This window comes from Exiguobacterium qingdaonense, assembly GCF_018617855.1.
In the GTDB taxonomy this organism is placed as follows: Bacteria; Bacillota; Bacilli; order Exiguobacteriales; family Exiguobacteriaceae; genus Exiguobacterium; species Exiguobacterium qingdaonense.
In genome coordinates, this window is the sequence record NZ_JACSKY010000004.1 from 190035 (window position 1) to 205092 (window position 15058).

14 protein-coding genes, 1 rRNA gene, 1 pseudogene and 1 riboswitch are annotated in these 15058 nt (G+C 52.1%); of the genes and pseudogenes, 1 reads left to right on the plus strand and 15 read right to left on the minus strand.

Annotated features, from left to right (window positions below; translation table 11 throughout):
* Positions 1 to 20: 20 nt before the first annotated feature.
* The 12 genes from purD to purE are packed head-to-tail and all read right to left on the minus strand — an operon-like array spanning position 21 to position 12557.
* Positions 21 to 1274 (minus strand): phosphoribosylamine--glycine ligase, encoded by a 1254-nt coding sequence (gene purD / locus KNP00_RS07255; protein ID WP_215143638.1) that lies wholly within the window; start codon positions 1272 to 1274, stop codon positions 21 to 23.
* 14 nt (positions 1275 to 1288) lie between these two features.
* Positions 1289 to 2809, minus strand: coding sequence for a bifunctional phosphoribosylaminoimidazolecarboxamide formyltransferase/IMP cyclohydrolase (purH, locus tag KNP00_RS07260; protein WP_215143640.1), 1521 nt, complete (start codon positions 2807 to 2809; stop codon positions 1289 to 1291).
* The gene (gene purN, locus KNP00_RS07265) at positions 2806 to 3384 is read right to left on the minus strand and encodes a phosphoribosylglycinamide formyltransferase (protein WP_215143642.1); all 579 of its coding nucleotides are present in this window, start codon (positions 3382 to 3384) and stop codon (positions 2806 to 2808) included. The genes purH and purN overlap by 4 nt, the downstream gene beginning before the upstream one ends.
* The gene (gene purM, locus KNP00_RS07270; protein ID WP_215143644.1) at positions 3381 to 4415 is read right to left on the minus strand and encodes a phosphoribosylformylglycinamidine cyclo-ligase; all 1035 of its coding nucleotides are present in this window, start codon (positions 4413 to 4415) and stop codon (positions 3381 to 3383) included. The genes purN and purM overlap by 4 nt, the downstream gene beginning before the upstream one ends.
* A gap of 12 nt (positions 4416 to 4427) precedes the next feature.
* Positions 4428 to 5837 (minus strand): amidophosphoribosyltransferase, encoded by a 1410-nt coding sequence (purF, locus tag KNP00_RS07275; RefSeq protein ID WP_215143646.1) that lies wholly within the window; start codon positions 5835 to 5837, stop codon positions 4428 to 4430.
* Positions 5813 to 8032 carry a phosphoribosylformylglycinamidine synthase subunit PurL gene (purL, locus tag KNP00_RS07280; protein ID WP_215143648.1) on the minus strand — a complete coding sequence of 740 codons (2220 nt, stop codon included), beginning with the start codon at positions 8030 to 8032 and terminating at the stop codon, positions 5813 to 5815. The genes purF and purL overlap by 25 nt, the downstream gene beginning before the upstream one ends.
* Complete coding sequence (purQ, locus tag KNP00_RS07285) at positions 8016 to 8696, minus strand: phosphoribosylformylglycinamidine synthase subunit PurQ (RefSeq protein ID WP_215143650.1); 681 nt, start codon at positions 8694 to 8696, stop codon at positions 8016 to 8018. The genes purL and purQ overlap by 17 nt, the downstream gene beginning before the upstream one ends.
* Positions 8693 to 8935 (minus strand): phosphoribosylformylglycinamidine synthase subunit PurS, encoded by a 243-nt coding sequence (gene purS, locus KNP00_RS07290; RefSeq protein ID WP_047795907.1) that lies wholly within the window; start codon positions 8933 to 8935, stop codon positions 8693 to 8695. Before purS ends, purQ begins: the two co-directional genes overlap by 4 nt.
* A complete protein-coding gene (gene purC / locus KNP00_RS07295) occupies positions 8932 to 9636 on the minus strand; it encodes a phosphoribosylaminoimidazolesuccinocarboxamide synthase (protein WP_215143652.1) in 705 nt (234 codons plus the stop codon). Before purC ends, purS begins: the two co-directional genes overlap by 4 nt.
* Positions 9637 to 9685: 49 nt before the next feature.
* On the minus strand, positions 9686 to 10978 hold the full coding sequence (purB, locus tag KNP00_RS07300) for an adenylosuccinate lyase (protein ID WP_215143653.1): 1293 nt from the start codon (positions 10976 to 10978) through the stop codon (positions 9686 to 9688).
* Entirely contained in the window at positions 10975 to 12069 is a 1095-nt protein-coding gene (gene purK, locus KNP00_RS07305) for a 5-(carboxyamino)imidazole ribonucleotide synthase (RefSeq protein ID WP_215143654.1), read from the minus strand. The genes purB and purK overlap by 4 nt, the downstream gene beginning before the upstream one ends.
* On the minus strand, positions 12069 to 12557 hold the full coding sequence (purE, locus tag KNP00_RS07310) for a 5-(carboxyamino)imidazole ribonucleotide mutase (protein WP_215143655.1): 489 nt from the start codon (positions 12555 to 12557) through the stop codon (positions 12069 to 12071). The genes purK and purE overlap by 1 nt, the downstream gene beginning before the upstream one ends.
* A 68-nt stretch (positions 12558 to 12625) precedes the next feature.
* Positions 12626 to 12727, minus strand: a riboswitch (purine riboswitch).
* 146 nt (positions 12728 to 12873) lie between these two features.
* On the opposite strand from purE, the pseudogene KNP00_RS07315 reads away from it, so the two are divergent.
* Positions 12874 to 13065 (plus strand): annotated as a pseudogene (locus KNP00_RS07315) (NUDIX domain-containing protein); the annotation flags it as partial.
* 122 nt (positions 13066 to 13187) lie between these two features.
* Here KNP00_RS07315 and tnpB read toward each other — a convergent pair.
* From tnpB to rrf, 3 genes are all read right to left on the minus strand, one after another.
* A complete protein-coding gene (gene tnpB / locus KNP00_RS07320; protein WP_215143656.1) occupies positions 13188 to 14276 on the minus strand; it encodes an IS200/IS605 family element RNA-guided endonuclease TnpB in 1089 nt (362 codons plus the stop codon).
* A gap of 255 nt (positions 14277 to 14531) precedes the next feature.
* Positions 14532 to 14723 carry an NETI motif-containing protein gene (locus KNP00_RS07325; protein WP_215143657.1) on the minus strand — a complete coding sequence of 64 codons (192 nt, stop codon included), beginning with the start codon at positions 14721 to 14723 and terminating at the stop codon, positions 14532 to 14534.
* Positions 14724 to 14810: 87 nt separating this feature from the next.
* Positions 14811 to 14927 (minus strand): 5S ribosomal RNA (gene rrf, locus KNP00_RS07330).
* Positions 14928 to 15058 lie beyond the last annotated feature (131 nt).

Genomic DNA, 15058 nt, shown 5'->3' on the forward strand with positions numbered 1-15058 from the left:
AGGATGGGTTGACCCATCCTTTACACAATCTTCACAAACGCTCGTGACCCAATATCCGTTCGGTGGAACGTTTTCGGTAAATCCAGTTGTGAGATGGCCGCATAAACAGCCGTTTTTGCCTCGAGTAGCGTCGGCTTGGTCGCCGTCACGACAAGGAGACGACCTCCGCTCCCGACGATTTGACCGTTCCGGCTTTTCGTGCCGGCATGGAAGACGAGTACATCTTTCGGAAGCGACTCAAACCCTGACAGCACCTGACCGGTAATCGGTCGGTCCGGATATCCTTCTGCTGCAATGACGACACCCATCGTATATCCGTCAATCCATTCAATCCGATACGGTTCTTGACGAACGACCGCTTCAATCACGTCTAAGAGCGGTGATTTCAGGTTTGGCAAGATGACCTCCGTCTCCGGGTCTCCGAAGCGCGCATTGAACTCGATGACTTTTGGTCCCTCCATCGTCAAGATGAGGCCGGCGTATAAAAATCCTTCAAATGGAGTACCTCGTTTGACCATCACTTGCGCGAGCGGTTCTAATACGGTCTTCACCGCTTTTTCATACATCTCTTCTGATAAGTGAGGCATCGGGCTATATGCGCCCATACCACCCGTGTTCGGTCCCTCGTCGCCGTCATAGGCGCGTTTATGGTCTTGAGAGGTGATCATCGGAATGACACACTCTCCCGAGACGAACGCCATGAGTGAAAACTCTTCCCCATCGAGGAACTCCTCGATGACGACTTGTGACTGTTCGCCAAATTTATCCGTCATGAAAATATCATGTACGGCCGTTTTCGCCTCTTCGACCGTGAACGCAACCGTCACACCTTTACCGGCAGCCAGTCCGTCCGCCTTGACGACGAGTGGTGCCCCGAGCTTCTCGATATAGGCAAGCGCGGATGCCGCATCCGTGAACGCTTCGTACGCAGCCGTTGGAATGCCCGCTTCCATCATGACCTCTTTAGCGAACGCCTTGCTCCCTTCGAGTAAGGCGGCCGCTTTCGTCGGTCCGAAGATGTTCAGTCCATTGTCACGGAACGTATCCACGACTCCTGCCATGAGCGATGACTCCGGTCCGACAATCGTCCATTCGATTTCGTTCTCTCTTGCGAAATGGGCGAGCGCCTCGACATCTGTCTCATGGATGTTCGCGCATGTCATCCCTTCCATGAAGTCGCTACCTGGCGCCACGAAGACGTGATGTCCGTCCTGTTTCAACTTCCATGCGAGCGCGTGCTCACGCCCTCCTCGACCGATGACCAATACGTTCATGACATACCCTCCTCTCAGTGTTTGAAATGTCTGACTGATGTGAATACCATCGTGATGCCGTGGCGGTTTGCCGCTTCAATCGATTCGGCGTCGCGAATCGATCCGCCTGGTTGGATGATGGCCGTGATTCCCGCGGTCGCAGCCGCTTCGACCGTATCGGCCATCGGGAAGAAGGCATCACTTCCGAGAGCCGCGCCCGTCGCACGTTCCCCTGCTTGTTCGAAGGCGATTTTCGCTGCACCGACGCGGTTCATCTGTCCGGCACCGATTCCAATCGTCGTCTCATCTTTTGCGACGACGATGGCATTCGATTTGACATGCTTGACGACACGCCATGCAAGTTTCAAGTCTTCCCATTCCGATGCTGTCGGACGACGATCTGTCACGATTTGGCACGCCGCGTCATCGAGCGTCATGTCGTCGCCGTCTTGTACGAGCAGTCCTCCGGCGACAGCCGTAAGGCGCATGCCGGTCATCTGTCCCATATCTAACGTCAACAACCGAAGATTCTTTTTCTCTTTCAATCGGTCAAGTGCTGCCTCACTAAAGGATGGGGCGATGATGATCTCTAAAAAGATGTTGCGAAGGGCATCCGCCGTCTCGAGATCGACTTCACGGTTCAAAGCAACGATTCCGCCAAAGATAGAGACCGGGTCGGCCGCATGGGCACGTTCGAACGCTTGATGAATCGTCTGCCCTACCGCGACACCGCACGGGTTCATATGCTTGACGACGACTGCCGCCGGCTCAGTCAATTCACTGAGTGCTTCAAGGGCTGCATTCGTATCTTGAATGTTGTTATACGAGAGCTCTTTCCCGTGAAGCTGTGTCGCATTCGCAAGTGTCATCCCGTCATATAACGGTGTCTTATAAAACGCCGCTTGTTGGTGTGGGTTCTCTCCGTAACGAAGGTTTTGAACTTTTTCATACGTGACCGTCAACTGCTCTGGGAACGTTTCGCCGATTTGACGACCTAAGTAGTCGGCAATCAACGCATCATAGGCCGCCGTATGACGAAACGCTTTCGTCGCAAGCCGTTGACGTGTCTCAAATGATGTCCCGCCCGAACGTACCTCGTCGGCAATCAGTGAATAATCATTCGGGTCAACGACGACCGTGACACTCGCATGATTTTTCGCAGCCGAACGCAACATGCTCGGTCCACCGATATCAATGTTTTCAATCGCTTCCTCATACGTCGTGTTCTCTTTCGCAATCGTCTCTTTGAACGGATACAGATTGACCACGACATAATCGATTGGTTCGATGTGATGATCTTTCATTTGCGCGACATGCGTATCGAGGTCGCGACGTCCGAGCAAGCCCCCGTGAACGAGTGGGTGCAACGTTTTGACACGGCCGTCTAACATCTCCGGGAACGATGTCACTTCCGAAATGTTTTGGACCGGTAATCCCGCCTGCTGAAGCGCCGCCTCGGTCCCACCTGTTGAAATGAGCTCGATGCCCGCCTCGTGCAAGACGGTTGCGAGTTCGACAATTCCCGTTTTATCAGAAACACTTAATAATGCTCTCACTTGAAAACCTCCTGTTGATTCAACACCTGTTGTAATACGCGCGGATACAGTTGATGCTCGATCGTTTGAATGCGACGTGTCGCTTCGATTCGATCACACCCTTCAATCTCGACGGACGCCTGTGCGATGATGGGACCTGTGTCCATCCCCGCATCCACATAATGAACGGTCACGCCACTCGTCGGTACGTCAGCGTCAAGCGCCTGACCGATCGCGTCTTTCCCCGGAAAGGCGGGCAAGAGCGATGGATGGATGTTTATAATTTGGTTCGGATATGCGGATAGTAACACATTTCCAATCAAGCGCATATACCCTGCCAATACGACACAGTCTACACGTAGCGTACGGAGAAGGACGAGGATTTCTTCTTCGAACTCCTCTTTCGACGCGTAATTCTTTGGACTAAAGGAAAAGCTCGGAATGTCATAACGTTCAGCTCGTTCGAGAACAGTCGCTTCTGGTTTGTCCGTCACGAGCAACACGCATTCGGCCGATAAATCCCCCTCGGCAATCGCTCGCCAAATCGCTTCGGCGTTACTTCCCGAACCTGACGCAAAAATGGCAAACCGTTTCATTGGTCCACTCCTGAAATCCGGATTCCTGGACGACTCTCGACTTTCCCGATTCGGTGCGCGGTCTCCCCGACACGTTCGAGCGCCGCTTCAACGAGCCCCACATCTTCAGCACGTACCGTAATCATATACCCAATCCCCATATTAAAGACGTTGAACATTTCTTGCTTCGAGATGTTCCCGACTTGTTCGAGCCAGTCGAATACAGGAAGACTTGGCCAACTCGACGCGTCGAATGTGATCCCGAGACCTTTTGGCAACATGCGAGGGACATTCTCATAGAATCCACCGCCCGTGATATGTGCCATCCCTTGAACCTTACCTGTTGAAATCGCCGCCTTCGCCGCTTCGGCATAAATCCGCGTCGGCAGGAGTAAGGCGTTCCCAAGTGTCGTATCGAGCATCGCAATCTCATCCGTATAATGGAGACCCTGTGATTCGACGATATGACGTACAAGGGAGAATCCGTTCGAGTGGACACCTGAAGAAGCGAGTCCAAGGACAACGTCTCCCGCTTGAATCGTTGAACCGTCGAGCATGTCTTCTTTCTCGACGACACCGACCGCGAACCCGGCGATATCATATTCGCCATCCGGGTACATCCCTGGCATCTCAGCCGTCTCGCCCCCGACGAGGGCGCAACCCGCTTGGACACATCCTTCGGCGACACCGGCGACGATGCGCTCAAGCTTGGCCGGTTCTGCTTTCCCGGTCGCAATATAGTCGAGGAAATAGAGAGGTTCTGCTCCATGTACGAGACAATCGTTGACGCACATGGCGACGCAATCGATTCCAATCGTATCATGTTGGTCGAGCGCGAACGCCAACTTCAGTTTCGTCCCGACCCCGTCGGTCCCGCTCACGAGAATCGGGTGCTTCATGTTCATCGCCCCGAGGTCAATCATCGCCCCGAAACTCCCGAGCCCTGTCATCACTTCCGGCCGCATCGTCCGGGCGACATGACGTTTCATACGGGATACGGCCTCGTATCCTGCTTCTAAATTCACACCCGCTTGTTCATATCGAACGCTCATCGCATTTCCCCCTTAAGCCTTTGTCTCTGTCACGAGTTCTGCAAGTTCAGTCGGGTAAAGCCCCGTGAAGCACGCAGCACACTGCCCGCGTAGTGCCCCTTCGAATGGACGGTCAATCGCTTCGACCGTTCCATCTAATGTGAGGAACGCTAGTGAATCGGCACCAATCTCTTCTCTAATTTCTTCAATGGATTTGGTTGCCGCAATTAACTCTTCCTTGGTAGATGTATCGATTCCGTAGTAACACGGATGCTTGATCGGTGGCGACGTGATGCGCACGTGCACTTCCGTCGCCCCGGCCTCCCGAAGTAACGTCACGATTCGGCGACTCGTCGTTCCCCGGACGATGGAGTCATCGACCATGATGACCCGTTTTCCGTTCACGACACCGCGTAACGCCGACAGCTTCATCTTCACACCGCGCTCCCGTAGTTCCTGAGACGGTTGAATGAACGTCCGCCCGACGTAGCGGTTTTTGATGAGTCCCATCTCGTATGGGATCCCGCTCGCCTCAGCGTAGCCGATTGCCGCGGAAATACTCGAGTCAGGCACGCCTGTCACGACGTCCGCTTCGACCGGTGCCTCTTCGAACATCTTTTTCCCCATCGCTTTACGTGCCGTATGCACGTTGATGCCGTCGATAATCGAGTCCGGTCGTGAGAAGTAGATGTATTCCATCGAACACATGGCACGGACGGCCGCTTCACTGAATCGTTCTGATGTGATGCCCTCATCCGTGATCATGAGCAACTCTCCCGGCTCGACATCCCGGACGTACGTCGCCCCCACGACGTCAAACGCACACGTCTCCGAGGCGAAGACGTACGCCCCGTCTTCCGTCTGTCCGAGTGATAATGGACGTAACCCATGCACGTCGACTCCGACGTATAGCGCGTCTTCCGTCAAGAATAGAAAAGCGAACGCCCCTACGAGACGGGCCAAGCTGTCGGCGATCCGTTCTTTCAACGAATTGCCACGACTCCGTCTAATGAGATGGGCCACGACTTCTGTATCAGACGTCGTCTGAAAGATGGCACCTTCCGCTTCGAGCATATGTTTCAACTCGTTCGCATTCACGAGGTTTCCGTTATGCGCCATCGCCAAGTCTCCTGTCAACGACTTGAAGTGGAGCGGTTGAACGTTCTCGAGCGTATTGCCACCGGCCGTCGAATAACGGACGTGACCAATCGCATGATTCCCCGTGAGTGTATCGAGAGACGCCTCATTGAACACCTCGGTAACGAGACCGAGTCCTCGTTTCGCATGAAGACGTTCGCCGTCCGCTGTGACGATGCCCGTCCCTTCTTGCCCTCGGTGTTGCAAGCTGTGAAGTCCGTAATAGGCAAGGTGTGAGGCTTCGATGTGACCGAACACACCAAATACTCCGCACTCCTCGTTCATGCCTCGGATGTCATATAACATGGAATAGCTCCTTCCCATACGCGTTCCAACTCTTGCACGTCCATTTCAATCAAGCGGTCGCTTGCGCGAACGACGAGGGTCGATGCTTCTGTAACTGTCCCGATTGCTGTTCCGTTCGTCACGTTCGCGAATGTCTCGGCATGTGCCTTGTCGACCGTCACGAGGAAACGTGACTGGGATTCACTGAATAGCGCCGTCACAAGATCTGTGTCGATTGTTACGTCCATGCCGAACCCTGTCCCAAAGACCAGTTCCGGTAACGCTGCCGCAAGACCGCCCTCTGATACATCATGTGCCGCCGTGACAAGACCGTCACGGATGGCGTGAAGCAACGCCTTTTGAGTCTGACGTTCTTCCTCAAGGTCGAGTGTCGGCGCATGACCGCTCACTTTTCCGTCTTGCAACATCTGAAGGGCACTTCCGCCAAATTCTGCTTTCGTCTCACCGAGTAAGAAGACGACGTCTCCTGCTTGTTTGGCAAACGATGTCGTAATATGTTCTGGTTTCTCGATGAGTCCGACCATTCCAACGACCGGTGTCGGGTAGATGGCTTGTCCGTTTGATTCGTTATAAAGCGATACGTTCCCACCAATGACCGGCGTATCGAGCGTACGACACGCTTCTGCCATTCCTTCGACGGCTTGGTCGAGTTGCCAGAACCCTTCCGGTTTATCCGGGCTTCCGAAGTTGAGGCAGTCCGTCAAGGCGAGCGGTTCTGCACCACTTGCAACGATGTTTCGTGCCGCCTCCGCGACAGCGATCGCTCCACCGACACGCGGGTCGAGATAGACATATTTCGCATTGCAGTCTGTCGTCATCGCAAGCGACTTCTCCGTCTCACGAATGCGAATGACCGCGGCATCACTGCCTGGCGCGACAACTGTCGACGTTTGTACCATATGGTCATACTGCTCATACACCCAACGCTTCGAGGCGATGCTTGGCATCGAAAGGACGTCTTTCCATGTCGCCATCACATCCTCGACGATCGGCGTGACCGGCTTCATTGCTTGGAAAGTTTCATAGTAGGCCGGGACTTTAGACGGTTTATGATAGACCGGTGCGTCTTCTGCGAGCGCGTCGACTGGTACTTCGGCTGCGATTTCTCCTTGATGAACGAGACGAAGTACTTTCTCTTCGATGACCTCGCCAACTTTGATCGCATGAAGTCCCCACTTCGTCACGATTGCTTCAATCTCGTCCTCATGTCCAGCTTTGACGACGAGAAGCATCCGCTCCTGTGATTCCGAAAGCATCATCTCGTAAGGTGTCATACCCGTCTCACGTTGTGGGACGAGGTCTAGGTTCATCTCGATCCCCATGCCTGCTTTTGATGCCATCTCCGCTGACGATGACGTCAACCCGGCTGCGCCCATGTCTTGAATCCCGACGAGCGCAGGATGTTTGATGACTTCGAGACACGCTTCGATCAAGAGCTTCTCCATGAACGGGTCCCCGACTTGGACGGCCGGACGCTTTTCATCTGCGTCTTCTCCGAGTTCTTCAGAAGCGAACGTGGCACCATGGATTCCGTCACGCCCTGTCGTCGCTCCGACGTACATGACCGAGTTTCCGACACCTTCCGCAATTCCTTTTTGAATGTCTTCATGACGGATAAATCCGACGCACATCGCGTTAACGAGCGGGTTTCCTGAGTAAGCCGGGTCAAAGGCGACTTCCCCACCGACAGTCGGGATGCCGACACAGTTCCCGTATCCAGCGATGCCGGATACGACATGACCGAATAAATGTTTCACACGTGATTCGTTCAAATCTCCGAAACGGAGTGAGTTTAATAAAGCAATCGGACGGGCGCCCATCGAGAAGATGTCACGGATGATTCCGCCCACCCCAGTCGCCGCTCCTTGATAAGGCTCGATCGCGGACGGATGGTTATGACTCTCGATTTTGAAGGCGACGGCTTGACCGTCTCCGATATCGACGATTCCAGCCCCTTCTCCCGGTCCTTGTAAGACGTGCTTGCCGGTTGTTGGAAACTTCCGGAGCACCGGTTTCGAGTTTTTGTACGAACAGTGTTCAGACCACATGACCGAGAAGAGACCGATCTCTGTATAGTTCGGTTCCCGGCCAAGCAGTGAGACGACGAGCGCATATTCGTCGTCCGATAATCCCATCGTGGCATAGATCCGTTCATCGCGGATTTGTGTAGCTGTCGGTTCAGTTGTAAGTAACATGTCGTGCCCCCCATTTTACGATTGACGTGAATAACCGTTTACCGTCTTCCCCACCGAGCAACGCTTCGACCGCCCGCTCCGGGTGTGGCATCATGCCGAGTACATTTCCTGCCTCGTTCGTGATGCCGGCGATGTTTTCGACCGATCCGTTCGGATTCTCTTTATAGGTGAACGCAATCTGGCCATTTGCCTTCAATGCCTCGAGTGTCGCCTCGTCACAGTAGTAGTTGCCCTCACCGTGTGCGATTGGCACGCGAATCGTTTCCTGTACCGCATACTCACTTGTGAACATCGTCTCGTTGTTTTCGACGACGAGGTCGACGGTCTTACACATGAATTTCAAATCGCGGTTTCGCATCAACACACCTGGGAGGAGTCCCGCTTCGACGAGCACTTGGAATCCGTTACATACCCCGAGTACCGGGCGTCCTTCTTCTGCGAAACGCTTCACTTCAACCATGATTGGTGAAAACTGGGCGATTGACCCGCAGCGCAAGTAGTCTCCGTATGAGAAACCACCTGGTAAGAGGACACCATCGAATCCTTCAAGTGAGGTCTCCGTATGGAACACGTATTCCGCTTCTTCCCCGAGCACGTCTTTTACCGCATGGTACATGTCGAGGTCACAGTTTGATCCTGGAAAGACGATGACCGCGAACTTCATGCGAGTACCCCCATCTCAATTTCATAATTCTCAATGACCGTATTGACGAGTAACTTCTCACACATTTCTTTGACCATGTCTTCTGTCGTGTCGTCCGCTACTTGAAGCTCGATGACTTTCCCGATGCGCACCGATTCAACACCAGCGAATCCGAGATGTTCGAGTCCGCCTTTTACGGCAACTCCTTGTGGGTCGAGTACACTTTCACGTAATGTCACGTACACGTTTACTTTTTTCATTGTCCGTTTCCCCCTATGCGTGTTAACAATTGTCCATACGTCTCAGTCAAAGAACCTAAATCGCGACGGAATACATCTTTATCAAGCTTTTGTTTCGTCTCTTTGTCCCAGAGACGGCACGTATCCGGTGAGATTTCATCCGCCAAGATGATCGTCCCATCCAATTTTCCGAATTCGAGTTTGAAATCGATCACATCGATAACGTGTTGACCAAAGAAATCGAGCAAGACATCGTTCACCCAAAGCCCGAGTTGTCGCAATGTTTCGACTTCTTTGTGTGTAGCGACTTGCAATAATCGGATATGATCTTCTGTGAGGAGTGGGTCCCCAAGAGCATCGTCCTTATAATAAAACTCGACAATCGGTGCGAGGAGCGGTGTTCCTTCTTCCCAACCGAGACGTTTCGCTAGACTACCGGCCGCGACGTTACGGACGACCACTTCTAACGGGATGATGTCGACGCGACGGACCAACTGTTCCCGGTCTGAGATTCGTTTGATAAAGTGAGTCGGAATCTTGTTGTCATGCATCAATTCGAACAACTGGGTCGTGATGGCGTTGTTCAGGATCCCCTTCCCATCAATCGACTCTTTCTTCTCTCCATTGAATGCTGTTGCATCATCTTTGTAATATACGCGAAGCACACCCGCTTCTTCTGTCTCAAATAACGCCTTTGCCTTGCCCTCATAAATTGCTTTCATCTGAACCGTTCCCCCTTAAAAGTGAGAGGGGCATGTCGCCCCTCAACGATTACAAACCACAGCGTTCAAAAATCGTATCGACACGGCGTACGTGATAACGCGGGTCGAACAACTCATCGAGCTCTTCACTCGTAAAGAGTGTGCCCATTTCTTTGTCCTCTTCAATCAATGTCCGGAACATCGTCTCTTCTTCCCATGCCTGCATCGCCTTCGGTTGAACCGCATCGTATGCCGCTTCGCGAGACCAGCCCTTCTCGATGAGACCGAGTAAGATCCGTTGCGAGAAGATGATTCCGAACGTGCGGTCCATGTTGCGACGCATGTTGTCCGGGAAGACCGTCAAGTTCTTCACGATGTTACCGAAGCGGTTCAACATGTAGTTGAGAAGAATCGTCGCATCCGGGATGATGATTCGTTCTGCTGATGAGTGCGAGATGTCACGTTCATGCCAGAGTGGGACATTCTCGTATGCTGTCATCATATGACCGCGAATGACGCGTGCAAGACCTGTCATATTTTCAGAACCGATTGGGTTACGTTTATGCGGCATGGCAGACGACCCTTTTTGCCCTTTCGCGAAGAACTCTTCCACTTCGCGCGTCTCTGTTTTTTGAAGTCCACGAATCTCGGTTGCCATCTTTTCAATCGATGTCGCGATCAATGCGAGTGTCGACATGTACTCGGCATGGCGGTCACGCTGGAGTGTCTGTGTCGAGATCGGTGCAGCTTGGATACCGAGCTTGTCACAGACGTATGACTCGATGAACGGGTCGATATTCGCAAACGTCCCGACCGCTCCGCTCATCTTCCCGAATTCAATCGTTTCGCGAGCTGCCATGAAGCGTTTTTTGTTTCGTTTCATCTCTTCATACCAAAGGGCGAGCTTCAGACCGAACGTGGTCGGTTCCGCATGCACTCCGTGGGTACGTCCCATCATGATGTCATATTTATGTGCTTTCGCTTTTTCTGCGAGAATACCGATGAAGCGATCTAAATCGGCTTCTAAAAGATCGTTCGCCTGTTTGATTAAGTATGAGAGTGCCGTGTCGACGACATCCGTCGACGTCAAGCCGTAATGTACCCACTTTTTCTCTTCTCCGAGTGTCTCAGAAACGGCACGAGTGAACGCGATCACATCATGACGTGTCTCTTGTTCAATCTCTAGAATGCGATCAACATCAAACGATGCCTTGTCCCAAAGGACTTGTACATCTTCTTTCGGGATGATGCCGAGTTCACTCCAAGCCTCGCAGGCATATAACTCAACTTTTAACCAAGCCTCGAATTTGTTTTGATCGGTCCAAATGTTTGCCATCTCTGGGCGGGTATAGCGTGAAATCATAAAACGGTCTCCTTCCAAATTGCCAGTTGTTCGATGGTATGAAGCGCATCTTCGACCGTGTCACCAAGGACATTCAAATGTCCCATTTTACGGCCTATCTTCGCTTCATCTTTTCCATACAGATGTAGTTTAACATTCGATGGCATTGCTTTGACATGAAGTCGTGGCATATGCTCGCCGAGAAGATTCACCATGACGACAGGCGATGTCAATGTCGTCCGTCCGAGGCGCATTCCTGTCACGGCCCGAATGTGTTGTTCAAATTGTGAGGTCTCACAAGCATCGATCGTGTAGTGCCCGGAGTTGTGCGGACGTGGCGCGAGTTCATTCACATATAGGCGACCATCCGCCATGACGAATAGTTCGACGGTGAGCGTCCCCATTAAGCCGATGTGGTCCGCGAGCTGGAGTGCGAGGTGCCTTGCATCCTCTTGAATCTCGTTTGATACGCGAGCCGGTACAATCGATAAGTGTAGGATGCTGTTGCGATGAATGTTTTCACTGATCGGGAATGTCGACGTTTCGTCATGTCCTCTCGTCACAATGACCGAGATCTCTTTTTCAAATGGCAACCAAGCCTCGGCGACGTATTCCTGTTCGACGAACTGTTCAATGAATATCTGAAGGTCCTGTGCCGATCGAATGACCGTCTGTCCTTTTCCGTCATAGCCGAAACGACACGTTTTGATGACAAATGGGAAGCCGAGTTTCTCTTGAGCCTGCCGTACATCTCGAACCGTACGAACCGAAACATATGGAGCGACACGTAGTCCCGCTGATTCAATCATCTGTTTCTCTAAGATGCGATGTTGTGTCGCCTTCAACACGTCCATACCTTGTGGACATTTCTCTTCGATGGCAGCAATCATTTCCGTATCGATGTTCTCGAATTCATACGTCACAACATCTGAACGATCAGCGAGTTCTTTTGCGGCATTCACATCATCAAATGAGGCGACAATTGAATCTGCCACTTGAGCCATCGGTGCATTTGGATTTGGATCGAGACAAAGTGTCGTGTATCCCATTGCACTCGCGCTGAGTGACATCATCCGTCCAAGTTGTCCTCCACCTAAAATACCGATTCTCATTAGACCAACTCCTCCGTTCCACGAATGGCCATCTCTTGTTTCTGCTCACGAAATGCATCCAGTCGATGTGTCATGTCTGTGGAGTGGATGCTGAGGATTTGAGCAGCCAATAATCCTGCATTCGTCGCTCCCGCTTTACCAATCGCGACAGTTGCTACTGGAACTCCTGCAGGCATCTGAACAATGGAGAGTAGCGAATCCATTCCATTGAGTGCTTTTGACTGAACCGGGACACCGATAACCGGAAGTGTTGTTTTCGCAGCAACCATTCCAGGAAGGTGGGCTGCCCCACCAGCACCCGCAATGATCACTTGAATGCCTCTGCCTCGTGCCTCTTCAGCATATTCGAACATAAGGTCTGGTGTACGGTGAGCTGATACGACTTGTTTTTCATATGGAATCTGTAACTCATCCAACACGTCACACGTATGTCTCATCGTCTCCCAATCAGATGAACTTCCCATGATGACTCCAACTGCTACGTTCATTCCAAATGTCCCCCTTACAAAAAGAAATCCCTAAACCGACAATCAGTTTAGGGTATAGGCATGACAAATACACGTCCGCTACACCCCATAGTCTGATCAGAATCGGTGATCAGGTAGAAACTTGCAAGCCATTTCCTTGCGATTATATGGAGCACTATTTATTTTTCCTATCTCACACGCCTATCGTACCTTGTTCTTTGAAAACATGTCAATAAACTGCGAACATTTTAATTTTCTGAATATTTATCGTTCGCTTTTTGGATGTTATCCGCACAATCTCCTCCGATAATGTATGCTATTGAAAAGGGGGAGTTCGATGAGTTACATATCGAGTCTTCGGGAAGTGGTTGGGAATCGTCCAATCATCAGTGTGGGAGCGACCATACTGGTCATCAATCAAAAGCAAGAGGTACTGATGCAATTCCGATCGGATACACTTGACTGGGGATTACCAGGAGGGTCGATGGAACTCGGGGAAACATTGGAAGAAGTTGCTGCACGAGAAGTGAACTACTCGCCACTTATTTGCTTCGCAAATTGAAGTGGGAGCTTCTTGGGAAGACCGTGCTCTTACTAGCCACAGTTGTTTACCAAGCTCGTCGGGTGGTTCCCACCCTGAAGGAGTTCGTTTTAGTTTGCCAATCTCAACAGATTGATGCTTGCGTTGATGTCACGGTCATGATGCGCACCACAGGCACATGTCCATTCACGGACATCCATCGCCTTCTTCTGACCTTTCTCGCCACAAGAAGAACAGATCTGCGTCGATGCGTACCAGGGGTCTGCCTTGATGAGCGTCCGTCCGTAGAAGTTTGATTTGTATTCGAGTTGCCGGACGAACTCGTACCAACTGACATCCCCGATGGACTTGGCGAGCTTATGGTTTTGCATCATATGCTTCGACTTCAATGTCTCCACGACGATGACTTGGTTCTCGTCAACGATCCGTCTCGACAGTTTGTGAAGGAAGTCCTTGCGTTGGTTGGCGATCTTCTCATGTCTCTTGGCGAGGATCAGCCTGGCCTTCTCTCGGTTCCGGCTCCCGGTCATCTTGCGTGATAGCGCGCGTTGTGCCTTCTTGGTTTTCTCTTCCGACTTGCGAAGGAGGCGAGGATTGTCAATTTTTTCAGAAACCATTTCATCATTTGTCATGATGGCGAAGTGCTCCAGGCCGAGATCAATCCCGACCTTGCTCTTGACTGGGATCCACTTTTCCTCATCTTGATTGACGAGGATGGAGATGAAGAACTTGCCCGTCCTCGTCATCGAGACCGTCGCCGACTTAATGATTCCCTCGAACGGACGATGTTGTGTGAACTTCACGAAGCCGATTTTAGGAAGTCTCACCTTGCCGTCCTCGATGCGGATCGTGCCGTGCTGGTTGTTCGTCGTGTAGGACGCGCGCGACCGCCGTTTCGATTTGAACACCGGGAAGCCGCCCGTCCCGGCGAAGAACTTCGCGAACGCGGCGTCGAGGTTCAGCTTCGCGTTCGCGAGCGCGAGGCTGTCCGCCTCGGCGAGGAACGGGAACAGGGGCTTGTAGGAGGCGGGTGTCGCCGGTTTCCGTCTCGTCCCGTTCCCCGCCTTCGCCTCCTCGCGGATGGCGATGCGGTCCTCGAGCAGCTTATTGTAGATGAACCGTGCGCAGCCGATCGTCCGGACCAGGAACTCGGCCTGTGCCGGCGTCGGGTGGAGCCTGTATGTATAGCCTTTCAGCATGTCCGTCCCTCCTCCCTCCAGCAGATTGTGATGTATCCTCCTCATCCGATACCCGCGGAGGGAGAGGAAGAATCTGACGGAATCACGAACTTTTGTTCGTCACATCTGTCACAGGAGGAGAAGACTATTGGATTGGGTGATTCATCCCCCACCTACGCGGGCTACGGCCCGAGGCGCTTAGAGGAGGGAGAATTCTCGCCTGATTTAGTTAAAGACATAAAAAAGCCGTCACACAGATAGTGTGACGACTTGGCATTAGGCTTCTTTAGAGACGCATTCAAATAAAATCGATTGATGGGAATGGACAGGTTCATCTTTGGCTCCCGTTTGCTCAAAGACGGGCTTTTCAATACGGCGTATAGGACGATAACCCATTTCATTGATTCGATCTAAACATTCACTGACCGTTTCATTTGGTTCGACATATACTTTGATCTTCTTAGCCATTGCTTCTTACGTCCTCTCTTCCACTAAGCTGAATCGATGATATGAAAAAACGGCGGCCCTTGAGCGAATGCTCCAGAACCACCGTTTGCCTGGCAACGTCCTATCCTCACAGGGGGAGATCCCCCAACTACTTTCGGCGCTGAGACGCTTAACTTCCGTGTTCGGCATGGGAACGGGTGTGGCCGTCTCGCTATCGCCACCAGACTACAGGGCTTGTTCCCTGAAAACTGAGGATTCATCAACACAAACCATTAGACTAGATCAAAGCCTCGACCGATTAGTATCATTCAGCTCCACGTGTCGCCACGCTTCCACCCATGACCTATCTACCTCAT

Bases quoted from the DNA above. Each gene is read 5' to 3' on its own strand.
- tnpB (WP_215143656.1), bottom strand. From the start codon at position 14,276: ATGCTGAAAGGCTATACATACAGGCTCCACCCGACGCCGGCACAGGCC.
- purB (WP_215143653.1), bottom strand. From the start codon at position 10,978: ATGATTTCACGCTATACCCGCCCAGAGATGGCAAACATTTGGACCGAT.
- KNP00_RS07325 (WP_215143657.1), bottom strand. From the start codon at position 14,723: ATGGCTAAGAAGATCAAAGTATATGTCGAACCAAATGAAACGGTCAGT.
- purC (WP_215143652.1), bottom strand. From the start codon at position 9,636: ATGAAAGCAATTTATGAGGGCAAGGCAAAGGCGTTATTTGAGACAGAA.
- purF (WP_215143646.1), bottom strand. From the start codon at position 5,837: ATGTTATATGACATCCGAGGCATGAACGAGGAGTGCGGAGTATTTGGT.
- purK (WP_215143654.1), bottom strand. From the start codon at position 12,069: ATGAGAATCGGTATTTTAGGTGGAGGACAACTTGGACGGATGATGTCA.
- purL (WP_215143648.1), bottom strand. From the start codon at position 8,032: ATGTTACTTACAACTGAACCGACAGCTACACAAATCCGCGATGAACGG.
- purS (WP_047795907.1), bottom strand. From the start codon at position 8,935: ATGAAAAAAGTAAACGTGTACGTGACATTACGTGAAAGTGTACTCGAC.
- purQ (WP_215143650.1), bottom strand. From the start codon at position 8,696: ATGAAGTTCGCGGTCATCGTCTTTCCAGGATCAAACTGTGACCTCGAC.
- purD (WP_215143638.1), bottom strand. From the start codon at position 1,274: ATGAACGTATTGGTCATCGGTCGAGGAGGGCGTGAGCACGCGCTCGCA.
- purM (WP_215143644.1), bottom strand. From the start codon at position 4,415: ATGAGCGTTCGATATGAACAAGCGGGTGTGAATTTAGAAGCAGGATAC.
- purN (WP_215143642.1), bottom strand. From the start codon at position 3,384: ATGAAACGGTTTGCCATTTTTGCGTCAGGTTCGGGAAGTAACGCCGAA.
- purE (WP_215143655.1), bottom strand. From the start codon at position 12,557: ATGAACGTAGCAGTTGGAGTCATCATGGGAAGTTCATCTGATTGGGAG.